This window comes from Plantactinospora sp. CA-294935, assembly GCF_050936445.1.
Classification (GTDB): domain Bacteria; phylum Actinomycetota; class Actinomycetes; order Mycobacteriales; family Micromonosporaceae; genus Plantactinospora.
Map to the genome: position 1 here is coordinate 5,466,373 of NZ_JBNJMU010000001.1, position 20,517 is coordinate 5,486,889.

General features: G+C 68.4%; 20 protein-coding genes and 5 pseudogenes. 16 read left to right on the plus strand and 9 right to left on the minus strand.

What is annotated here, in order from left to right; translation table 11 throughout:
- Positions 1-126 precede the first annotated feature (126 nt).
- The 3 genes from ACQEVC_RS24490 to ACQEVC_RS24500 form a co-directional block, all read right to left on the minus strand.
- The gene (locus ACQEVC_RS24490; RefSeq protein WP_432881570.1) at positions 127-378 is read right to left on the minus strand and encodes a GPP34 family phosphoprotein; all 252 of its coding nucleotides are present in this window, start codon (positions 376-378) and stop codon (positions 127-129) included.
- Between the two features lie 572 nt (positions 379-950).
- Positions 951-1,871 carry a serine hydrolase gene (locus tag ACQEVC_RS24495; protein WP_432881573.1) on the minus strand — a complete coding sequence of 307 codons (921 nt, stop codon included), beginning with the start codon at positions 1,869-1,871 and terminating at the stop codon, positions 951-953.
- A complete protein-coding gene (locus ACQEVC_RS24500; protein WP_432881575.1) occupies positions 1,868-2,800 on the minus strand; it encodes a LysR family transcriptional regulator in 933 nt (310 codons plus the stop codon). The genes ACQEVC_RS24495 and ACQEVC_RS24500 overlap by 4 nt, the downstream gene beginning before the upstream one ends.
- Positions 2,801-2,831: 31 nt before the next feature.
- On the opposite strand from ACQEVC_RS24500, the gene ACQEVC_RS24505 reads away from it, so the two are divergent.
- The 5 genes from ACQEVC_RS24505 (at position 2,832) to ACQEVC_RS24525 (ending at position 8,023) form a co-directional block, all read left to right on the plus strand.
- The gene (locus ACQEVC_RS24505; RefSeq protein WP_432881578.1) at positions 2,832-3,251 is read left to right on the plus strand and encodes a hypothetical protein; all 420 of its coding nucleotides are present in this window, start codon (positions 2,832-2,834) and stop codon (positions 3,249-3,251) included.
- A 431-nt stretch (positions 3,252-3,682) separates the two neighbouring features.
- Positions 3,683-4,588 carry an SDR family oxidoreductase gene (locus ACQEVC_RS24510; protein WP_432881580.1) on the plus strand — a complete coding sequence of 302 codons (906 nt, stop codon included), beginning with the start codon at positions 3,683-3,685 and terminating at the stop codon, positions 4,586-4,588.
- Positions 4,589-5,417: 829 nt separating this feature from the next.
- Positions 5,418-5,699, plus strand: a complete 282-nt coding sequence (locus tag ACQEVC_RS24515; protein WP_432881583.1) for a hypothetical protein — start codon at positions 5,418-5,420, stop codon at positions 5,697-5,699.
- A 115-nt stretch (positions 5,700-5,814) separates the two neighbouring features.
- Positions 5,815-7,419 (plus strand): alpha/beta hydrolase, encoded by a 1,605-nt coding sequence (locus tag ACQEVC_RS24520; protein ID WP_432881585.1) that lies wholly within the window; start codon positions 5,815-5,817, stop codon positions 7,417-7,419.
- Between the two features lie 169 nt (positions 7,420-7,588).
- A complete protein-coding gene (locus tag ACQEVC_RS24525; RefSeq protein WP_432881587.1) occupies positions 7,589-8,023 on the plus strand; it encodes a hypothetical protein in 435 nt (144 codons plus the stop codon).
- A 75-nt stretch (positions 8,024-8,098) separates the two neighbouring features.
- Here the strand turns inward: ACQEVC_RS24525 and ACQEVC_RS24530 are convergent, their stop codons facing one another.
- The 3 genes from ACQEVC_RS24530 to ACQEVC_RS24540 are packed head-to-tail and all read right to left on the minus strand — an operon-like array spanning position 8,099 to position 9,848.
- Positions 8,099-8,701 (minus strand): response regulator transcription factor, encoded by a 603-nt coding sequence (locus ACQEVC_RS24530; protein WP_432881590.1) that lies wholly within the window; start codon positions 8,699-8,701, stop codon positions 8,099-8,101.
- On the minus strand, positions 8,698-9,603 hold the full coding sequence (locus tag ACQEVC_RS24535) for a sensor histidine kinase (protein ID WP_432881592.1): 906 nt from the start codon (positions 9,601-9,603) through the stop codon (positions 8,698-8,700). Before ACQEVC_RS24535 ends, ACQEVC_RS24530 begins: the two co-directional genes overlap by 4 nt.
- Positions 9,582-9,848 carry a hypothetical protein gene (locus tag ACQEVC_RS24540; RefSeq protein WP_432881593.1) on the minus strand — a complete coding sequence of 89 codons (267 nt, stop codon included), beginning with the start codon at positions 9,846-9,848 and terminating at the stop codon, positions 9,582-9,584. Before ACQEVC_RS24540 ends, ACQEVC_RS24535 begins: the two co-directional genes overlap by 22 nt.
- 44 nt (positions 9,849-9,892) lie before the next feature.
- Here ACQEVC_RS24540 and ACQEVC_RS24545 point away from each other — a divergent pair.
- From ACQEVC_RS24545 to ACQEVC_RS24565, 5 genes and pseudogenes are all read left to right on the plus strand, one after another.
- A pseudogene (locus ACQEVC_RS24545) lies at positions 9,893-10,039 on the plus strand (IS3 family transposase); the annotation flags it as partial.
- Positions 10,040-10,134: 95 nt separating this feature from the next.
- Positions 10,135-10,638 (plus strand): annotated as a pseudogene (locus ACQEVC_RS24550) (IS3 family transposase); the annotation flags it as partial.
- A gap of 173 nt (positions 10,639-10,811) precedes the next feature.
- A complete protein-coding gene (locus ACQEVC_RS24555; RefSeq protein ID WP_432891675.1) occupies positions 10,812-11,198 on the plus strand; it encodes a RidA family protein in 387 nt (128 codons plus the stop codon).
- A gap of 126 nt (positions 11,199-11,324) precedes the next feature.
- Positions 11,325-12,217, plus strand: a pseudogene (locus ACQEVC_RS24560) (DDE-type integrase/transposase/recombinase); the annotation flags it as partial.
- A gap of 162 nt (positions 12,218-12,379) precedes the next feature.
- A pseudogene (locus tag ACQEVC_RS24565) lies at positions 12,380-12,721 on the plus strand (IS110 family transposase); the annotation flags it as partial.
- A 51-nt stretch (positions 12,722-12,772) separates the two neighbouring features.
- Here the strand turns inward: ACQEVC_RS24565 and ACQEVC_RS24570 are convergent.
- A complete protein-coding gene (locus ACQEVC_RS24570; RefSeq protein WP_432881594.1) occupies positions 12,773-13,063 on the minus strand; it encodes a hypothetical protein in 291 nt (96 codons plus the stop codon).
- A gap of 128 nt (positions 13,064-13,191) precedes the next feature.
- Between ACQEVC_RS24570 and ACQEVC_RS24575 the strand changes: the two genes are divergently transcribed.
- Positions 13,192-13,488: a transposase gene (locus ACQEVC_RS24575; protein WP_432881595.1), complete on the plus strand. Its 297-nt coding sequence runs from the start codon at positions 13,192-13,194 to the stop codon at positions 13,486-13,488.
- A gap of 174 nt (positions 13,489-13,662) precedes the next feature.
- Positions 13,663-13,887 (plus strand): annotated as a pseudogene (locus tag ACQEVC_RS24580) (integrase core domain-containing protein); the annotation flags it as partial.
- On the opposite strand, the gene ACQEVC_RS24585 reads toward ACQEVC_RS24580, so the two are convergent.
- Positions 13,884-14,270 carry a winged helix-turn-helix transcriptional regulator gene (locus ACQEVC_RS24585; protein WP_432881597.1) on the minus strand — a complete coding sequence of 129 codons (387 nt, stop codon included), beginning with the start codon at positions 14,268-14,270 and terminating at the stop codon, positions 13,884-13,886. The pseudogene ACQEVC_RS24580 and the gene ACQEVC_RS24585 sit on opposite strands and share 4 nt — an antisense overlap.
- A 65-nt stretch (positions 14,271-14,335) precedes the next feature.
- On the opposite strand from ACQEVC_RS24585, the gene ACQEVC_RS24590 reads away from it, so the two are divergent.
- Entirely contained in the window at positions 14,336-15,154 is an 819-nt protein-coding gene (locus ACQEVC_RS24590) for a sensor histidine kinase (protein WP_432881599.1), read from the plus strand.
- A gap of 318 nt (positions 15,155-15,472) precedes the next feature.
- Here ACQEVC_RS24590 and ACQEVC_RS24595 read toward each other — a convergent pair whose 3' ends face one another.
- Positions 15,473-15,889, minus strand: coding sequence for a MarR family winged helix-turn-helix transcriptional regulator (locus ACQEVC_RS24595; protein ID WP_432881601.1), 417 nt, complete (start codon positions 15,887-15,889; stop codon positions 15,473-15,475).
- A 110-nt stretch (positions 15,890-15,999) separates the two neighbouring features.
- Here ACQEVC_RS24595 and ACQEVC_RS24600 point away from each other — a divergent pair, with 110 nt between their 5' ends.
- The 3 genes from ACQEVC_RS24600 (at position 16,000) to ACQEVC_RS24610 (ending at position 20,467) form a co-directional block, all read left to right on the plus strand.
- On the plus strand, positions 16,000-16,914 hold the full coding sequence (locus ACQEVC_RS24600; RefSeq protein ID WP_432881603.1) for an alpha/beta hydrolase: 915 nt from the start codon (positions 16,000-16,002) through the stop codon (positions 16,912-16,914).
- Positions 16,915-17,307: 393 nt separating this feature from the next.
- Positions 17,308-18,609 (plus strand): serine/threonine protein kinase, encoded by a 1,302-nt coding sequence (locus ACQEVC_RS24605; RefSeq protein WP_432881606.1) that lies wholly within the window; start codon positions 17,308-17,310, stop codon positions 18,607-18,609.
- A gap of 82 nt (positions 18,610-18,691) precedes the next feature.
- Positions 18,692-20,467 (plus strand): substrate-binding domain-containing protein, encoded by a 1,776-nt coding sequence (locus ACQEVC_RS24610; protein ID WP_432881608.1) that lies wholly within the window; start codon positions 18,692-18,694, stop codon positions 20,465-20,467.
- Positions 20,468-20,517 lie beyond the last annotated feature (50 nt).

Genomic DNA, 20,517 nt, shown 5'->3' on the forward strand with positions numbered 1-20,517 from the left:
CGCGTCACCGCCTCGGCGGCGGCCCCGGCTCCCCAGTTGCCCTGCTCGAGTTCCTTGGCGCGGGTGATCACCGGGTGCCCCAGGGGATCCCGGGGTGGAACTGAGGCAGCGTGCCGCTGCCGGAGATCAAGCAGCCAGCGCGGCGACTCGGGGTTGCGGGTCGGCGCCATCGACGAGCACAGCCCGTACGTCGGCGAGCAGGCCCGCTCGGCGTCCGGTGCCGCCGTCCTCGAGGAAGGTCGTGGTGAACACACCGAGTGACTTGCGGCTCGTGCGGCGGAGGTCACCGCGCTCGACCAGCCGGTCTAGCAGCGATCCGCGCAGGTGAGGTCCCTTCGCGGCCAGCACCGTCTGCACGTTGCGCGGTTTCTCGAGCATGGGGGAGGGCGGCAGCGGTTTCGAGAAGGGGAGGCTGCTGCGATGCCGGAAGACGCATCGCCGGTTAGACCAAGCGGCGTGGCCGCCGGCACCGTGTTCCCATCGGCAGCCGCGAGCACGACCGTCGCCCGCAGCCGCCGGATCGGTGAGCTGCTCCCCGGCGGGTCTTTCTGAGCGGCTGCAGATCTTCGCGGCCATTGAGCCGACAACAGGTACAAGATCTGCATCGCCACAGCCGCGTGTTCGAGTTCCGGATGAGGTCGAAGAACCGCTCGCCCACCACCGTTTCCCGCAGGACGTCGAGTTCGCGGTCGGTCAGGGGGCAGTCGTCGATGACGGCCAGCGCGGAGACCTCCGGGTCGATCCAGCGCCTGCCGGTGTGCAGGGTGGTGAACCGGAACGGTCTGCGGGGCCGCAGGGACCGACGGTGGACAGGGAGCCGCCAGCGAGGGCCTGGCAAGTCGAATGCGAGGCACGGCCCCGAAACCCGCCACTGTCACGCGGGCGCGAACTGTACCGAGGTGTGTCTGGTGGTGGTCTGCTGAAGACACCGGCTCCACACGACTGGATCGCTAGCCCCACCACGGCGGGGTGCCCGCCCGCAGGTGATTGTGCAGAATCCGCGCGACCTGTGCCATCGTCGCCTCGCTGCCGGGTTGCGTGACGGCGGGCACGCGGGAGGCGGTGAGTGCGGCAATGGCGTAGGACTGTCCGTCGACGTGGTCCACCACCCCTATCTCGTGCCGCAGGTTTAGCAGGGTGCCGGTCTTCGATGACCAGCGGGAGGCGTCGGAGGTGAAGTCGGGCGCGAGCCGCTGCCGGTGCAGGTTGTCGCCGAGCAGGTCGCGTACCCGTGCCGCCGTGGTCTCGTGGATCGTCGAGGGCCGCCAGAGTGCGTGCAGCAGGTCGACGAAGGCCCGGGCCGATCCGGCGTTGGCGCGGGTGACGTCGAGTTGCGCGACGGGGTGGCCTTGCCCGGATGTTGTCGCGCCGATCGCGAGGGAGTGGGCCAGGTGTACCTCGTCGGGGTCGAGGCGTTCCGCCGGCGTGTTCGTGAGGTCGCTGATCCGGTGCCGGACGGTGATGCCCTCAAGGCGAAGTCGGCGCAGTTCGGTGGCGACCGTGGCAGGTGGGGTGAGGTCGAACAGGGCGTCGGCGGCGATACCGTCGCTGATGGCGGTGCTCAGGTAGAGCAGGTCGTCCAGGGCGACCCGCGCGGGGTGGCGGAATCGGCTCAGCCCGGTCGGGCCCGGTGTGGTGATCCGACCTGGCGCGATGTCTACCGGCATCGTGGGGTCCAGTTCCCCGCGCGCGACACGTTCCAGGACCGCGACTGCCAGCGGCACCTTCACCAGTGACGCCGACGGGTACGGGGTGTCCGCGTCCAAGCCGATCTCCTCGTCGGTGTCGAGGTTGCGGACCAGGAAGGCTCCTTGCAGCCCCGCCTCTTCGAGCAGGTCATGGGCATTGCGTAGCACTGCGGTGACGCTCATGTCGGCTCTCCCGCTGACCCGTGGTCGGCTGTTGGACCCTCGATCGGCGTCCGGCGGCGGTCGGGAGCGCCCAGACATCGCGCGATGTCGGCATGCAGGATAGTTCTCAGCTGTTCGAGATCCTCGGAGACCCCGGCGGCGATGTCGTACCCCCGCACGAGTCGGGGGCCGGCGAGGGGGCACCAGTGCAGCCCGAAATCTTCGGCCTGCTGAGGCGAACACAGCAACAGGTCGGGAGAGCTCAGGGCCGCCGCCGCGGCATCGATGAGGGACGGCGCGACCGTCACCTGGGCCGGCGCCAGACCGACCGACTGGCCGGCCCGGGTCAGCGGACCACGTACGTGCGCGACGTCGTCCTCGGGCTGAATCAGGATCCGTCGGCGTGCCTGTGCGCCGGATCGGCCGGCGCGCATCGTCTCCAGGAACACCGTCGGTGCCGGAAAGGGGGTCCGGGCAGCCAGCCCGAGCGGAACGCGCCAGGTCGCCGTCCCTTCCGGAACCGCCACGATCCCGGCGCTGACCTCAAGGGTCTGGCAGAGCCGGGCGCGCTCCTGCGGACCGGCCGGTCGTACCTCCAGGTGGAAGCGCTGCCGTCGACCCGCGGTCACCAGCGCGGCGAGGCGGTTCGGCGGGCAGATCTCGGGCACGGCGACCCGCAGCGGACGCAGCCGGGCCCGCTCGGCATCGTCAACCATGGCGTCGGCGAGGTCGACCAGCCGCCGTGCCGGCGGCAGCATCTCCCGCCCGAACGACGTCAACCGGACGGCCCGGGACGACCGGTCGAACAGCCGCGCCCCGAAGTGTTCCTCCAAGGCCGCGATACGGCGACTGGCGACCGACTGAGGGATGCCCGCAGCGGCGGCGCCGGAGGTGAAGCTGCCGTGGCCGCTGACAGCCACGAACGCCCGGCAGGCGGCAACCACATCCACCCACCGAACCTATACCCGGAACGCATGAGCGATGCCGCTGGGTCAACTGGTCGGCATCGGTCCGGCTCCCGCTGATCCGGCTGTGGCCCAAGTCATGCGCGGACGAGCCCTTGCGGTGCGCCTGGTTGGCAGCGATCAGATCACCGAGCATCCCGGGGGTTCGGACCAGGTCCACGATGTGCCGATCGAGCCGGTGGCGCTCGTGGCGCATGCGCTCCAGGGCCGCCTCGGCGGTGTCCTCACTCGGGGAATCGACACACGGGAGCAGGTCGACGATAGTCCGGCTGGTCAGGCCGGCCGAGACCGGCCGCCGGATGAAGACGATGCGCTCGTTGGAAGGAGGCGTCAGTCACACGTGATCAAGCTGCCGCGCTCACTGCCGATGGCCGGCGCGGCTCCGAACCGACGGCCCAACCGCCCGGACGATGACGTCGCGGACCGTAGCCAGTGACGTGACATCACACGGATCCGTGACGTGGTGGCACTGATGGGTGGCTGCGAGGGCTGATGTCATCGAGACATGTCCACCACGCCGGCCGTCGAAGGGAGATCGACGTGGTCTCTGGCTTGCCGAGCGCCGGGTCCGCCTGATCTCCGACGTTCGTGCCGTGCTCGTCGACGGCGCGGAACCGCAGCCCCGGGTCGCCGCGCTCGGGGCGCTGCTTTCGAAAAGCGGAACCCCGCGCCAGTTCCATCGCGAGATCCCCTGGACATCTCCGTGATCACCCGCGCTGAGCAACTCGAGCAAGGCAACGGGGGAGCCGATGCCGCCGCCGAAGCGGTTGCCCGCACCGTCACGGCAACCATCGTCAACAACGTCAGTGTCGCGGCGGCCGTACTCCCTCGGCAGTAATCGATGTTCCCACAGAGACAAGGATTCGCATGGGCACCTACGCAGTGACGGGTTCGGCATCGGGGATGGGCTCTGCGGTGACCGAGCGGCTGAGCGCCGCCGGACACGTGGTAATCGGCGTGGATCTGCACGACGCCGAGATCATCGCCGACCTCGCGACAGGGGGAGGCCGCTCGGCAGCGGCCGCCGGGATACTCGAGCGGTCCGGCGGGGTACTCGACGGGGCGGTCGTCGCCGCCGGGATCGGGCCCGTGCCCGGTCCCGACCGCGCGCGGAGGATCGCGCAGGTCAATTACCTGGGCTCGGTCGAGTTGCTGACTGCCCTGCGGCCGGCGCTCGCCGCGAGCGGTGATGCCCGGGCCGTGGTCTTTGGCAGCAACTCGCCCACGGTCATGCCTCAGGTGCCCGGGCTAGTGTTCCGTGCCATTCGCGCCGGCAGGGTCGAACAAGCGGTGCGGAGGGCGCGGATATTCGGGCGGGCCGCCCCCAACTTCGCCTATGCGGCGTCGAAGCTCGCGGTGACCGACTGGGCGCGGCGCGCGGCAGTGACTCCGGCGTGGGCCGGCGCCGGGATCAGGCTCAATGTGATTGCCCCGGGACCGGTGAAGACGCCGCTGCTCGATGAGGAACTGGCGGACCCGGTCGCGGCCAGGGCGTTCCAGTCGTTCCCGAACCCGATCGGCGGAGTGGGCGACCCCGGCCACCTCGCCGACTGGGTGATGATGATGCTCTCGCCCGCGGCGGCGTTCATGAGTGGCAGCGTCGTCGTCATCGACGGCGGCGCCGAAGCGTGGTTCCGGGCCGGCGAGTGGCCCCGGCCCGTCGCCATCTGGCATATGCCCCGCCATCTATGGCGTTGGCGAGCCTTCTCCCGGCTTTCGTCCACGGATCGCGCTGAACCGTCGAGCAGGCCTCTTCCGCCGTCTTTCCACTGACCCGCCTGGAACTCCGCGTGTGTGGCTTGCAACGACGCGCCGGCGCACTCACCTATCCGTCGCGTCGTTGTCAGCGCGCGAAGGGCAGCAGGGCGCTCCAGTCCGGCGTCCGCATCTACTCGCCCTGCACACCGGCCGGCCTTGACCTGTCCGACGAACGGCGGCCAGCCGTCCTGCTGGAGAACGGCACGAGCCTCCAGACCCGGGCGGTGATCGCCGCCACCGGGGCGTACTACCGACGTCCGAACATCCCGCACTGGAGGAGGTTCGAGAAGTCCGGCTGCGTGCGATACGCGGCGGCCGAACTGGACGTCCGGGGCTTTGAGAATCAGCCGGTGACGGTCGTCGGGGGTGCCAATCGGCCGGGCAGGTGGCGCTGTCGCTTGCCGGCCACGGCGCGACGGTGGATTCGGTCATCCGCGGCCCGCCAACCTCGGAACGAGGAGGACGGGCCCAGTGCCACCGACGTCATGGGCAAGCGGGACGGTCTGGATCATCGGCCGCACCGGACCCGACGCTGGTGCCCGCCAACCGGGGACGACGACGTGCCGGCCCACCGGACACCACCGACCTTCCATGGCTGGAATCGGGTACGTCTTGCACCTTCTGGTCGAACCAGCGCTCGCCGGTGCGGTGCCGACCCGGTGAATCGCGGCGTTCTCGAGGTCACCACCCCGCTGTCCGCACCGCCCGGTACCGCGAACAGTGACGTCGCGTCACCTGTCGGGCGTGACATGGCGCCACTGTGGGGCGGCTGCGCCGGCTGGTGACATGGAGGCATCGAGCCAGGCGTAGGGAACGACCGTGAACAGGTGGCCGAGAGGCAGGCATGAAACGAGGTCAGGGAACGGCCTCGACCGTCGTCGTCGGGCTTGCCGCGTCGCTGGTCGACATTCCGGCCATGGCCGGCACGCCGGCGACGCAGGTCGGGTGGGGTGCGTGCCCCGAGGAGCTACGGCTCTGCGGAAAGGCCAGGTATCCGGCGACGGCGCAGGACTGGCAGGCGCTGCTCAACTCTGAAAACCCGGCAGTGGCGCAGTCAAAGGCCAGGACGGTCGCGACGGCGGAGGTGCTGCCATGGACAACGGCTTGTCACCGTTCCTCGCCGTGACCGGCAACGACGTCGCCTGGCCCGAGGACGCTGCCACGTATCAGCGCGGTCGCCGAGGGCCGCAAGCGGTGACGACAGTTTCGACCAGGCGGAACGCGATAAGGGAGTCCTCAACATGAGCAGAACGACGAGCAGTACGACCCGCCCCGGCGGGGGTCGGCCCACCCTGCGGCGACTCGGTCTCGTGGGTATCGCCTTGGCGACCTGCGCGGTCTCGGTCGTGGCGTGCACGACCGACGGTGATCCGGATCCGGGCGAAAGCGCGGCCAGCGCTGCGCTGGAGCGGTACTACGACCAGAAGCTGGAGTGGAAGGGTTGTAGCGACTTCGCCACGAGCCCGCGTGAGGCGGAGATCCTCGGGAAGGCTCCGGGGGAGTGCGCGTGGCTGAGTGTGCCGCTGGACTACGACGATCCTCAGGGCACCGCCACCACCGTCGCGGTACTGCGCGTCGCCGCCCGGGGAGAGTCGCAGGGCTCGCTACTGTTCAACCCCGGCGGTCCGGGCGGCTCCGGCATTCTGGGTGGTCTGGGCGTCGTGGCTCAGATGACGAAGAGTCGCATCACCGAACGGTTCGACGTGGTCGGTTTCGACCCGCGTGGTGTCGGCGCGACCAAGCCCGCGGCCGACTGCTACACCGAGGGCGGCACGAGCCGGGGCGACGAGGTGTTCCCGCTGATGACCATGACCGCCTCGCTGACGGAGGAGGACACCCGGGCGGTGTTCGACCGCTGCGCCAAGGGATCCGGGGGCGCGGAGGCGCTTACCCAGATGGGTTCGCGGACGACCGCTCGGGACATGGACGTGCTGCGGGCGGCGCTCGGTGAGGAGAAGTTGACGTTCCTCGGTCAGAGCTACGGCACCCGGCTGGGAGCGGTGTACGCGGAGCAGTTCCCGCAGCGGGTGCGGGCGATGGTCCTCGACGGCGCGTTCGACCCGAAGCTGGGGACGGTCGAGCGCCGGCTCTCTGCGTACGGGGGTTTCCAGCGAGCCTTCGAGGCGATGGCCGCCGCGTGCGCGGAGAAGGCGACCTGCCCGTTGGGGACCGATCCGAAGGCGTGGACGTCGACGTTCCAGGCGATCGTCGCGCCGCTACGGGACAAGCCCGTGCCCGCACTCGACCAGGAACTCGACTTCGACGAGGCGCTCGGTGGGGTGATGGCGGGCCTGTACAGCCCGGACAAGTGGCCCGCGATCGTGAGTGGTCTTGCGGAGGTGCGGCAGGGGCGTGGCGACACGCTGCTGGAGCTGACGTTCGACTTCGAGGGTGGTGAGCCCGACTCTGTGGTCAACGGCAACGCCATCGAGGCGATGTTCGCGATCAACTGTATGGACGAGCAGCGGCTCACTCCGCAGGACGCCACCCGGCTGCGCGTGAAGACCTACGAGGTGGCGCCCTTCATGAACCCCGGCGGAGATCCCGCGGTGGGTGCGCGCGATGGATGCGAGTTCTGGCCGGCCCCACCGACGCTCGGCATTCCGTACGCACAGAACGTCATGGGCCTGCCGGACACGCTGGTCGTTTCGATCACCGGTGACGCCACCACTCCGCACCAGGGTGCCATCAGCCTCGCCGACACCCTGGGCAGCGCCCTGCTGACCGTCGAGGGCGAGGGACACACCATCGTCTCGTCCGGGAAGAACGAGTGCGTCGACACCATCGCCGCGGACTACCTCATCGACCTCAAGCTGCCGGCCAGCATGCCCACCTGCTCTGTCTGACCCGGCAGTACGGCGATCGCGTCGAGCGCGGGAGGAGACGGCATGGCGTGGAGCACACGTGAGCTTGCGGAACTCGCCGGCACCACGATGAACACGATCCCGGCATCACCACCGTCTCGGTCTGCTCGAAGCGCCGGAGCGCCGGTCGAACTGATACCAGCAGTACGGGGTGCGGGATCTCGTACGCCTTCCGTGCATCGGACGGCTCGCCGATCTGGGAGTCCCGCTCTCCCGGATCGGCGAGGCGGACGGGAACATCGCCCCGGACGCGTTGAGCCAAGTCGACACCGAACCCGCGGCGGACATGGAGCGCCTGCCGAGAACTCGGTCGGACATCGCGGCCATCCTGCGCGACAGCGCGCCGGCCGACACGCCCGCGGGGTTCGAGCCCGTCGCATCAGGTCTGTCCGGGCCCGACAGGTCGATGGTCCAGATTTACCCGCGGCTCCACGACGAGGACACGATGGCGGACCTGCGGCGCACGGTTGAGGCCGACAGGGATCCCTTCGGCCACGACATCGACGTCACGCGGCCGCTACCGTGGCCAGCTGAGCATGGCCGCTGTTCGCGCCGGGCCACGCCGGGACGCACATCACGTACCTAGAAGGCTGCGTTCACGGCGACGGCCCGGGTCTGTTCACGTAGCGCGCGCGGGCCTCGGGAGCCGTCCGGACGTCGCTTACAGCCAGTCGTGTTCGCGGGCGTAGCGCGCCGCCTCGTGACGGGTGTGGGTCTGGGTCTTCTGCATGGCGTTGGAGAGGTAGTTGCGCACCGTGCCCTGCGCGAGGTGGAGCCGGCCGGCGATGTCGGCGACCGAGTAGCCAGAGCCGGTCTCCCGCAGGACGTCGAGTTCGCGGTCGGTCAGAGGACAGTCGTCGATGACGGCCAGCGCGGAGACCTCCGGGTCGATCCAGCGCCTGCCGGTGTGCAGGGTGGCGATGACCGAGGTGATGTGGGCCGGCTCGGAGGACTTACTGACGAAGCCCTGGACACCGAGCTTCAATGCCTTTCGCAGCACGCCCGGCCGCGCGTGCCGGGTCACCATGAGGATCACCTGTTCCGGACGGGCGCGACGGATCTGGGCGACCGCGCCGAGGCCATCCACGCCGGGCATCTCCAGGTCGATGACCAGCACGTCGGGTCGATGCCGCAGGGTGGCTTCGACGGCCGTCTGTCCGTCGTGCGCCTCGGCGAGGACGGTGATGTCGCCCTCCAGCGGCAGTAGTGCGGCCAGGGCCGTGCGGAGCAGCGCCTCGTCGTCGGCGAGCACGATGGTCGTCATCGGTCGTGCTTCCGCCCAGCCGTGGCGGTGCCGGCACGGGCGGACGGGAACATCGCGGCCGTCCGGAACCGCCCCTCGTGCTGTTCCACGGTCAGCTCGCCTCCGTCGCCGGACACTCGTTGCCGCAGGGCCGACAGCCCCCTGAGTTCCGGAGGTGAGTTGCCCGTCACCCCGTCGTTGATGATCGTGATGCCCGCCTCGGAAAGTGTGATCTGTACCTGGGTGGCCTGCGCGTGCCGCAGGATGTTGGTGGTCGTCTCGCGCAGGACCTGGCCGAGCAGTTCGCCGGCCCGCGCGTCGACCTCGGCCTCCCGTGTCACCCGCACCCGGATGCCGGCGGCCTCGAACAGGTTCTTCGCGTTCTCGATCTCCGCCGAGAGGTTGAGCCGCCGCTGGGCGTAGGCGAGTTCCTTGGTCTGCGTGATGGTGTCGCTGACCAGGGCGTACGTCTCGCGTAGTTCCTTTTCCGCCCGTCCGGCGTCGCGGAGCAGCATTTTCTGCGCCAGCGCGATCTTCAGCTTCACCACGTGCAGGGTGTGGCCCTGGATGTCGTGCAGGTCGCTGGCGAACCGGACGCGTTCCCGGACGACAGCCAGCTCCGCCTCGCGCTCCCGGGTCTGTTCGAGTTCCCGGATGAGGTCGTAGAACCGCTCGCCCACGATCGTCATGACCGTCACCAGGACGGTGAGGGCGGTCGGGATGAGGACGTAGCTGACCAGGACCTGGCGTACGTCGTCCCGCTCTACCAGCAGGCGCGCCGCGCCGACGACGGCGACGTAGGAGAACAGCCCGGCCACCGCCAGGGCCCGACGCCGCCGCACCTCGCGCATGGCGAGGGAACCCACGGCGCAGAAACCCCAGTACGCGTTCGGGCTGCCGGTCAGCAGCACCCCAGCGGCCACACGACTCCCGCCACGATCAGCCCGGGCAGCGCCACCCGGGCGAGGTCGTTGGCCGTCCACCGTTCGAAGGCCACCAGGCCCGCCGCGACTCCCGGAGCCAGGACGACGAGGTGCCACCAGGCATGCGCGTCGATGAGCAGGACGAAGGCCGCAGCGATCATGAGCGGCGGCAGTGAGACCGCGAGATTGAGCCGGCGCAGCCGTCCCTGCGTCGACTCGGTGTAGCGCGGCGATCTTGCGGTCACCATCCCAGTATCCGGCTTCCACCGGCCGCGACCAGTGACACCACATCACATGTACCACCCAGGTCCACACCGATTCCGGTGGCGCCTACGGCTCGCCTCGTGTGACCGTCGAACTGTGCGTCCGGGGTATGCGGGTCAACCGCAAACGCGTCGAGCGGATCATGCGGCAGCGGGATGTCGTCGGTCGGCATCTGCGCCGCCGCAAGCGGACCACGATCCCGGACTCGGCCGCACCGCCGACGCCGGATCTGATCGGCCGGGACTTTACCGCCACCGCACCCGAGCAGCGCTGGTCGGCGACATCACCTACCTCCACGTCGGCGGCGGCTGGCTGTATCTGGCCACCGTCATCGACATCGCCACCCGCAGGTCTGTCGGTTGGTCGATCAACTCTCACATGCGTACCAGCCTGGTCACCGACGCCCTTGACGCCGCCTTCGCCGCCTGCGGCGGCCGAGTCGACGGCGTGATCTTCCACTCGGACAGGGGCGCCCAGTACGGCAGCGGCGACTCCGCCGACACCTGCCAACGGCACGGCATCCGCCGCTCGACAGGCCGGACCGGATCGTCGTACGACAACGCCCTGGCCGAGGCGCTCTTCGCTTCGCTCAAGCGTGAACTCGACGTCGACCGGCGGCGCTGGGCCACCCAGGCCGACGCTCGCCGCGACGTGTTCCGATGGATCGCCTTCTACAACCACCGACGACGCCACTCCGCACTCGGCTACCTCAGCCCCGCCGACTACGAACGGACCCTCGCACCGACTATGCTGCGCCAGATCGCGGCATAACCCGGTGTTCGCATCCCGGGGGGAACCTCAACACACCGGAAAACCTAACAAAGCACTATTAGTACTCCAGTAGAAGATCCGTTCTGAGCGGCAGGGCGGTTACCTAGGAGTGCCCTGGGATGGGAAAAGTGCGTTCTTCCGAGCTCGGGGCCAGCCTCCGTACGGTCGTCGGTATGACTGTTACGTTGATTGACGCGCCCGGCCTTCCCGAGATCCCGATCTACCGCCAGGTGTCGGTGGCCACTGGTTCGCGGCTGATCCACGTTGCCGGGCAGGTCGCGTGGGACGGCGGTGACTTCGCCACGCAGGTCGAGCAGGCTTACCTGAACGTCGGTACCGCCCTGGCCGCCGCCGGCGCCACGTTCGACGACGTGGTGAAGCTGACCGCCCACGTCGTCGATTGGCAACCCGCCCTCATGCCGGAGCTGCTCGACGGCATCGCCCGCGCCTCGGCCCGGCTGGGCGTCACGATCGCCGCGCCGGCCTCGCTGTTCGGCATCGTGGCCCTGGACGTCCCCGAGCACCTGGTCGAGGTCGAGGCTGTGGCCGTGCTGGACTAGTTGTACTGACCAGGCACGTTGGTTGAGGTTGTGTGACGACACGACCTGACGGATCTTGATAGCGAGGACCTCCTGTCGTGGAGTGGAGCTGCTGAAGGCGACCACACCATTGACCAGGAGGTCCTCGTGTCTCGCGCTAAGGCAGCACTGACCCCGCGCGCCCGACTGCGTCTGGCCAAGCTCGTCGTGGATGACGGATGGCCCGTCGCGCGGGCCGCCGAACGCTACGACGTGTCATGGCCGACCGCGAAACGGTGGGCGGACCGCTACCGGATGCCGGGTGGGGCCGGCATGCGAGACCGTCCGTCACGGCCGGTCTCGCAGCCGAGGACGACACCACAACCCGCGGTCCGCAAGATCGTGCACCTGCGGTGGAAACACCGTCTCGGGCCGGTCGCGATCGGAGACCGCCTCGGCATAGCCCCATCAACGGTGCACGCCGTACTCACACGGTGCCGACTCAACCGGCTCTCACACATCGACCGGGTCACCGGCGAACCCGTCCGCCGCTACGAACATCCGACCCCGGATCACTGAACCTTTTTCAACCTGAACCGCGCGGCGCTCACACACCGCGTCCGACCTCGCGCTCCGACGGACCGCAAGGGGAGGTTGAAAAAGGTTCACTGCTGCACGTCGACGTCAAGAAGTTCGGCAACATCCCCGACGGCGGCGGTTGGCGCTACGTCGGACCCGCCCGGGGCAGAAGGAACCGCAACGCCACCGCGAGTAAACCCCGCAACAAGCACTACAACCCCATAATCGGCACCGCCTACGTGCACACCGTCATCGACGACCACAACCGCGTCGCCTACGCCGAAATCCACGACGACGAAACCGTCGCCACCGCCATCGGTGTCCTGCATCGGACCGTCACCTGGTTCAGCGACCGCGGCGTCGTCACCCAACGAGCGCTCTCCGACAACGGCAGTTGCTACCGCTGCCACGCCTGGCCCGACGCCTGCATCCAACTCGGCATCACCGCCAAACGCACCCGCCCCTACCGACCACAAACCAACTGCGAGGCTTGGTGGGTGCTCGTCCGGGGCGGTCTGACTCCTAAACCAACCGGCCCGAGTGCCTTGTTGCCGAATTGTCGGCTGGCCCGGAAGAGCACGTTACCGGCATCGCTGGTGAGCGTGTGACCTGATAGGAGCCTGGCCAGAGGCCCCATCGCAGTTCTGTCCACCGGCTCGAGCGGCGTTGCCACCGCTACCTCGAGCTCGGAGGCAAACAGTGACAGCTTCCACCATCGCAGGAACCGTGTCCTCGTCACCGTCGGCGTCGATACTCACGCTGATGTCCACGTCGCGGTCGCCCTGGACCAACTCGGCCGCCGGCTGGACGCCAACTCCTTCGCCACCACTCCGTCTGGTTACGCCCATCTCGAGCAATGGGCCGCCGAACTCGGCACGATCGAGGCGTTCGGCGTCGAGGGAACCGGAAGCTGGGGCGCCGGCCTGGTGCGACACCTCCGTGCCGCAGAACACCAGGTCTTCGAGGTCAACCGTCCCGACCGCTCAGCACGCCGCCGACACGGCAAGAGCTGTCGGCGTACAGGTTGGCCTGGCCAGTCAGGTACGCGTGAACGTGCCCAACTCGCCGTACCCACCAAGGACCTTCTTGATCAGGCCGAAGCGGTCATCGATCGACGAGCACCTCAGCCTGTCGTTGCAGGGTCTGCAGACGACCCGAGCGGGATCGTCGAGCAGGTAGAGGCTGAATGCGCTGCGCGAGCGCTGCGGGTAGTGCTTCGGGAGCAAGCCGACCCGCACCGCAGCCGCGCAGCGGCGAGGAGCGGAAGCGGCGCGGTAGGAGGTTTCAGCAGATCGGGCACCACCATCTACCTCTCGGATCTTGGGCATGAGGCTGGTCCCGTTCGTCCGTACCTACCTGGGCACGTTCATCCGTACGCCGACAAGAGCGACACCCTTGACGCCGAAGCCGCCGCGCGGGCGGTGCTGGCCGGCCCGGCCCGCATCCCAACCCCTCCATGCAGGTCACGAAGCTGGCCATGCGCAGTCTCGCCCGCCGCTACCAACAGCTCGACGACGAGATCACCGCTCTCGACCGGCACCTCACCCGCCTGACCGAGCAGGCAGCCCCGCAACTGGTCGCGGTCAAGGGACCCGGAACCCAAACAATCGCCGCGCTCCTGGTCGCCGCCGGCGACAACCCCGACCGCATGCGCAGCGAGTCTGCCTTCGCACACCTCTGCGGCGCTGCCCCTATCCCGGCATCATCGGGCAAAACCCACCGGCATCGCCTCAACCGCGGCGGTGACCGGTAAGCCAACTGGGCCTCTACATCCTCGCCGTCACCCGCATGGCCTGGGATCCGGCCACCCGCGCCTACGTCAACCGGCGCACCGCCGACGGCAAAACCAAGAAAGAGATCATCCGCTGACTCAAGCGCTACATCGCACGAGAGGCCTACCAGCTGCTGACCCAACCCACAGCCCTGCCAGCCCGGAAGGGTTGACACCCATAGGAGCTTCGGCAAGGTTGAACGCTTCCACCGCACCATGATCCAGGGCTGGGCGTTCAAACGGATGTACTCCAGCGAGTCGGCCCGCCGAAACGCCCTACCCGCCTGGCTACACGAGTACAACCATCACAGGCCCCACACCGCGATCGGCAAACGCCCACCCATCAGCCGCTTAACCAACCTCCCTGGGCAGTACAACTAGGCGTCGTCGAAGCGGGCGCGGGACGCCTCGATGTGTTTGAGGAAGGTCTGTGTCCAGCCGCACATACCGTCGACCACCTCGCGCAGTGCGACGCCGGCCTCGGTGAGTGAATACTCGACGCTGGGCGGGACGGTGGGGTGCACTGTCCGCTCGACCAGGCCGTTGCGCTCCAACGTCCGCAGGTTCTGGGTCAGGACCTTGTGACTGATGTCTCCGACCTCGCGGCGCAGTTCGTTGAAGCGCATCGTCCGCTGCCCGAGGAACTCGATGATCAGCAGCGACCACTTGTTGGCCACATCCGAGAAGATTCCTCGGGCCAACGAGTCGGCCCGAGCCAAATCAGCCTCGGGCGGTAGTGCGCCGATCTCCTGCCTGGTCCCCACTGGTCCGAGCATAGTACCCCAGCAGCAGGTTCATTCTGAGCTGCTGCGACGGTGTGGTTTTGTCCGTGGATAGCAAGCTGCGGTGGCAGGCGGCCGAAACGGGCTCCTGGGTCCTCATCGGTGATCCGCTGGTGGCTCTCGGCTGCCTGACAGCGCTTCTGCGGCGGCGGCGGTTCCCGCTCGTCGTCGCCTTGACGGTCGCGATCGCCTCGACCGCGTCGGCACTCGCCACCGGCGCCGCGCTTGTGGCGCTGGGCTCGATCTCCACCCGTCGTCCGGTGGAGATCGGGGTCGTCGGGCTGGCCTACGTGACCGCGTCAGAGTTCGCTGTCAGGTTCTACCAGTTCCAGAGCCCGCCCGGCTCGTTGTGGTTCCAGCTTGCGTTGCCAGCACTGACCGCGGGCATCGCGGTGGCCGTGGGCATGGCCCTCGGTTCCGCGCTCTCCGCCCGGTCTCGCAAGGACCGCACTTCGACACGCGGCGCGCGGGAACAGACCGCACGAGCAGCGCAGGCACGGGCCCTGGAACGCAACCGGATCGCCCGCGAGATGCACGACGTGCTCGCGCACCGGATCTCCCTGGTCGCCATGCAGGCCGGAGTGCTGGATCACCGCAGCGAACTCAGAACCGAGGAAAGCCGCGTGCTGATCCGCGGCATCGCCGAGGACTCCCGCCAAGCCCTGGAAGAACTACGCGATGTCCTCGGTGTGCTCCGGGCCACCCGGGCCACCCGGAACCGCCACAATTCTCCCTCGAGCGAATCCCCGACCTGGTGGCCGACGCCCGCACATCCGGACTGGACGTCACCCTTACCGCCACCGTGGCGGGAATACCGTCTGTCGTCGTCGGACGAACCTGCCACCGGGTCGTCCAAGAAGGACTGACCAGCGCCGCGAAACACGCTCCAGGCGCACATATACACATCATCCTCGAACGACAGCGGTCGACAAACTCAACGTCAGCGTCCGCAATTCCCCAGCCACCACAATAAAACGCACAACCACCGGCATCGGGATTCGGCCTACTCGGCCTCACCGAACGCGTTGACCTCGCCGGCGGAAAACTCAACCATCACCCCGCACCCGACAACGGATACATCCTCACCGCACAACTACCCTGATGCCCAGCCTGTGTCCTACAATCTCGCTCTAGTACAGTTTCGAACTAGAATGGAATGGAACCATTTGCGGGCGGGGGCCGAGCTACTGCGCGGGCTCGAGCAGGGCCAAGAGGATCCGGTGCAGGTCGGTGCGATCGCGCGGCCCGATCTTCGCCAGCCTGCGGTCGAACTCTGTCGCGAGCGCTGCGAGCGCACGGTCCCGCGCCACCTCGCCCTCGGCGGTCAGGACGAGCCGATGCCGCCGCAGGTCTCCCTCGTCGATCTCGCGTCGCATGAACCCCTTGGCGACGAGGTTGCGAACGTAGACCGTCACGCTCGCCTTGGGGATCACCAGCGTCGCCGCGAGCCCTGCCGGATACGGCGACCCGGCCACCTCGGCGAGCACGAAGAACTCCTTCGTCTCCAGTCCGAGCTCGGCCAGCTCGGCGCTGCAGGCGTCCAGCACGACGGTCAGCAGGCGATGGTTCAGCGTCCACAGCTGCGCGGCATCGATCGACACACGAGCTCCTTTAGGTAGGTGGTACAGTTCAGGGCTAGTTCGAAACCGTACTAACAGCGACTTCGAACTGGTCGGCTTTCGAACGAACCCTACGCGAGAGAGGCCATCAGGTGCTTCAGCACATCACGATCCAGCGCGGACCGATCGAGCTCGCGGCCGACCTCCACCTGCCCGACGACATCGACGAGACCGAACCGCTGCGCACAGTGGTGCTCTCCACGCCCGGCAGCAGCGTCAAGGAGCAGATCGGCGCGAACTACGCATCGCGCCTCGCCGCCCGGGGTATCGCAGCGCTTGTGTTCGACCCCGCCCACCAGGGCCAGAGCGGCGGCGAGCCCCGCGACCTCGAAGATCCGTACCGCCGCGGCGAGGACATCTCCTACGCGATCGACGCGCTCAGCACCATCCCCGGCATCGACCCGGACCGCATCGGCGTGCTCGGCATCTGCGCCGGCGGCGGCTATGCGGTGCACACCGCCCGCACGGACCACCGCATCAAGGCGGTCGGCACGGTCGTCCCGGGCAACATGGGCACGTCGTTCCGCAGCTTCCAGCCGGACGGCCCCGCTGCCGCGCTCGACACCATGGCCCGCGCACGCACCGAGGAGACCCGCACCGGCACGCTGAACCGCGCGAACTGGCTGCCCGACACCCTGGAGGACGCCGCCACGGCCGGCCTGACCGACATCGACACCACCCAGGCGATCACCTTCTACCGCACCAGGCGAGGCAGGAACGAGCACTCGACCAACCGCCGCCTCTCGCGCGGCGACTCGCTGCTCCTGGGCTACGACGCGTACCACCTGGTCGACCAGCTCATGACCCAACCGCTCCAGGTCATCCTCGCCGGACGCATCGGCAACACCGGCTCCTACGAGTCCGGCATGCAGCTCTGGAAGCTAGCGCCCAACCCGGTCGATCTCATGGTGATCGACGGCGCCGGCCACTATGAGATGTACGACGTGCCCGAGTACGTCGACGCCGCCGTCGATCGGCTCGTCAACTTCTACTCAAACAACCTGTAGGCCGGGGCCGCCCAGGCTAGATCGACGCCGTCGAGTTCTTCACCGTCAGGCCCACCCGCTGAACAGCGGACAGCAGCCCGTCCGTCAACGTCACGCCGTCGAACAACACCCGCCACCGTTGGGCGTCTACCCTGCATCCCGCAGCCACCGCCGCGTCATGGTCAGTCCACACAGCCGCCCATGATCGACGGTGGCTGCACTCGTTCCCACATCACACCGAGCCGCTGGCGAGCGGCCACCCGGTCCCCTGGTGGGCGGGTGTCGGTGACGGGGCACACCCCTTTGTGGCGCGGACATGGCACCATGACCGTGCTTTCACGGCGTGCAGATGATCGGTCGCATCAGGGAGTCGGATTGACACAGGGGGCAGCGGCGACACCGAGTAGCACACCGTTGAGTTCGCATGATCCGCGCGCAATCGGGCCGTACCAGGTGCTCGGCCGGCTCGGCATGGGCGGGCAGGGCGTCGTCTACCTGGGGCGCGACGGCGCCGGGCAGCACGTCGCGATCAAGATGATCAACGTTGACCTGCGCCACGACCCGAAGGCCAAGACGCGGTTCGTCAGGGAGATCGCCGCCGCCCGGCAGGTCGCGCCCTTCTGTACCGCGCAGATACTCCACGCCGAGGTGGACGGCGACACGCCGTACGTGGTCAGCGAGTTCATCGCCGGGCCGACCCTGTACCGGCACGTCCGCGAGCAAGGACCGATCTCCGGAAACGCGTTGCACCGGCTGGCCGTCGGTACAGCCACCGCGGTTACCACGATCCACCGGGCCGACGTGGTCCACTGCGATCTCAAGCCGGACAACGTCATTCTCGGCGCGGACGGTCCTCGGGTCATCGACTTCGGCATCGCTCGCGCGCTCAACACCAGCGAGACGATGACCCGGCAGATCGTGGGTACCGCGCCATACATGGCGCCGGAGCGGTTCCGTGACAACGACATCGGCCCGGCCTGCGATGTGTTCGCCTGGGCGGCGACCCTGGTATTCGCGGCAGCCGGCAGAGCACCGTTCGGCAACGATTCGATAGCCACGGTGATGCACCGGGTACTCCACGAACCACCCGACCTGCCTGAGCTGCCTGACGTGCTCGACGAGTTGGTCAGGCGATGCCTGGACAAGAATCCCCTGGTCCGCCCCCACTCCGAGCAGGTCCTGCTGCGCCTGCTCGGGTACGCCCCTTGGCCTGCGAAGGCCGTGCCGATGGAGGCGGTCCTGAAGGAGGGCAACGCGACGGCCACCGCGCCGGTGCCCGCCAGTTCGGCGAGCGGCCGGGCCACGCCGCCCCGGCCGGAGCCGGTACCTGCCACCGCCGCGCCGGTGCCGCCCAGACCAGCACCCACCAGCCCGATGCCGAGCCAGGTCGCCCCACCCCGGTCGGGACCCGTACGCGCCAGCGCCGCGGTGCGACCGACCAGCCCGAAACGGGACCCCTGGCCCCGACGCTTGCGCGGCGAGCTCGGCAACCCGTGGGGCGTCTCGACCGCGATCTTCCTCGGGGCGGTCGGTGCGGCAGCCGGTTACGTGGCATCCACCGCGATCAGCATGGGGGCGGTCACCGGATCGGTGACATTCCTCGTGGTCTACACGATCCGCGTGCTCACCGCCGCGGCGATGGCAGCTCCACCCCAGGCGGACTCCGCCGCGAGCGGCCCGGCAACCGAGCGCCCACCTTCCGCACCGAAGCCCTGACCCCCTCGCCCCATCTCCGGGCATCCCGAGGTCCGGGTGAGGTGGGGAAACGCTGCCCAGTACGCTGACCCCGGAGGATCGCATGGCTTCAGGTAGCAAGAATGTCCGAGCCTGGTTGCCGTACACGGTGGCCATCGGGGCCGGGATCGCCGTCATCGCCGCCGCCTACCTGATCGTCCAGACTGATCCAGCGGACCGCGTGGACGCGGTGAACTGCGTACCGCTGGAGGTTAGCTCCTCCTCGGAGAAGAGCACCCTGATCAGCCAACTTGCCCGGCGCTACAACGACAGCGACCGGAGCTTCGGGGACAACTGCGCGACCGTCACCGTGCACGGCATAACCTCGGGCCGAGCCATGGAGGCGCTGGGCGGCGGCTGGGCCGCCCAGGAACCCAACCTTCCCGAACCACAGGTGTGGCTGCCGACGTCCAGCTTGTGGACCGGCCAGTTGAAGCTGTTGGACGAGGCGGCTGGGCGGCCCGTGCAGACCCCGGACAAATACCCGTCCATTGCGAACAGTCCGCTGGTCATCGCGATGCCACAACCAAAGGCCGAGGTACTCCAACAGCGCGGCCAGCTCGGCTGGGGCGAGATCCTGGGCCTGTCCGGCGACGCCGGATGGTCAACTTTCGGGCGGCCCGGGTGGGGACAGTTCACCTTCGGCAAGGACAACCCGAAGCTGTCCACCTCCGGCCTGGCGGCCACCATCGCGACGTACTACGCCGCGGTCAACCGGGCCAGCGACCTGACCGAGGCCGACCTCGCCAGACCTGCGGTGACCCAGTTCGTCCGCCGTATCGAGGCCAACGTGTCGCACTACAACGACGACTCGGTGGACCTGCTCCGGGACCTCGCCGAGGCTGACCTGTCCGGCGCGGACCAGGCGACCGCCACCGACATGAGCGCAATCGTGATGCAGGAGGAGCTGGTCTACCTCTACAACGAGGGCATGCTGAGCCCGAAGGTGGGCGAGAAGCCCAGCGTGCCTCTGGTCGCCCTGCAACCCAAGGAGGGCACGTTCAACCTCGACCACCCGTACGTGGTGTTGCCCTCGGCTGACCAGCGGCAGCGGGAGGCCGCCGAGGACTTCCTGGACTTCCTCCAGGAGGAGGCACAGCAACGGGCCTTCGGTCAGTTCGGCTTTCGCGACCACCAGCGCAACGCCTCGGACGCCCTCGTCGCATCGGTACGCGGGCTCGGCACCACCGAGCTGACCTACTTCGACCCGCCGGAGCCGAACGTGGTGAGCGCGATCCTGGACAGTTGGGACACGCTTCGCAAGAAGGCCAACATTCTCATCGCCATCGACACCTCCGGCTCGATGACCGCCCGGATCGGGAACCGTACCCGGTTCGAGGTGGCGAGCAACGCCGCGGCCAAGGGACTCGCCCTGTTGAACTCCGAGGACCGGGTGGCGCTGTGGTCGTTCTCGTCGGAGACGGCGCAGCGACCGAGGACGCCCTACGGCGAGGAGGTGCCACTCTCCGGCTTCAACCAGAAGGTCCTCACAGGCAAGCTGAAGAAGCTGCATGTCGAGGGTGGGACCGCGCTCTACACCACGGTACGGGCGGCGCACCGCCACATGCTCAACAACTACGACCGGACGCGGATCAACGCGGTCGTGGTGCTGACCGACGGCAAGAACGAACACCCAACCGGCGGCAACCTCGCGACCCTGCTCAAAGACGTCAAGCTGGATCCGGCGCGACCGGTGAAGATCTTCTGTATCGCCTTCGATCAGCAATCCGAGTTCGACCCGCTGGACCGGATTTCGAAGGCGTCCGCCGGCAAGGCCTTCAACGCCCAGGATCCGAAGGACATCGACGAGGCGTTCGTAAAGTTGGTCAGCAGCTTCTAGTACTCCAGCCGCACCTGCGCGCATTGGAATTTCCGCATTTCAACGGCATG

What these genes read in the sequence shown, in the direction of transcription:
- ACQEVC_RS24575 (WP_432881595.1), top strand. Translation starts at nt 13,192, where the DNA reads ATGCAGGTCACGAAGCTGGCCATGCGCAGTCTCGCCCGCCGCTACCAA.
- ACQEVC_RS24505 (WP_432881578.1), top strand. Translation starts at nt 2,832, where the DNA reads ATGCCGCTGGGTCAACTGGTCGGCATCGGTCCGGCTCCCGCTGATCCG.
- ACQEVC_RS24520 (WP_432881585.1), top strand. Translation starts at nt 5,815, where the DNA reads ATGAGCAGAACGACGAGCAGTACGACCCGCCCCGGCGGGGGTCGGCCC.
- ACQEVC_RS24495 (WP_432881573.1), bottom strand. Translation starts at nt 1,871, where the DNA reads ATGAGCGTCACCGCAGTGCTACGCAATGCCCATGACCTGCTCGAAGAG.
- ACQEVC_RS24530 (WP_432881590.1), bottom strand. Translation starts at nt 8,701, where the DNA reads ATGACGACCATCGTGCTCGCCGACGACGAGGCGCTGCTCCGCACGGCC.
- ACQEVC_RS24515 (WP_432881583.1), top strand. Translation starts at nt 5,418, where the DNA reads ATGAAACGAGGTCAGGGAACGGCCTCGACCGTCGTCGTCGGGCTTGCC.
- ACQEVC_RS24510 (WP_432881580.1), top strand. Translation starts at nt 3,683, where the DNA reads ATGGGCACCTACGCAGTGACGGGTTCGGCATCGGGGATGGGCTCTGCG.
- ACQEVC_RS24610 (WP_432881608.1), top strand. Translation starts at nt 18,692, where the DNA reads ATGGCTTCAGGTAGCAAGAATGTCCGAGCCTGGTTGCCGTACACGGTG.
- ACQEVC_RS24570 (WP_432881594.1), bottom strand. Translation starts at nt 13,063, where the DNA reads ATGCCCAAGATCCGAGAGGTAGATGGTGGTGCCCGATCTGCTGAAACC.
- ACQEVC_RS24490 (WP_432881570.1), bottom strand. Translation starts at nt 378, where the DNA reads ATGCTCGAGAAACCGCGCAACGTGCAGACGGTGCTGGCCGCGAAGGGA.
- ACQEVC_RS24555 (WP_432891675.1), top strand. Translation starts at nt 10,812, where the DNA reads ATGACTGTTACGTTGATTGACGCGCCCGGCCTTCCCGAGATCCCGATC.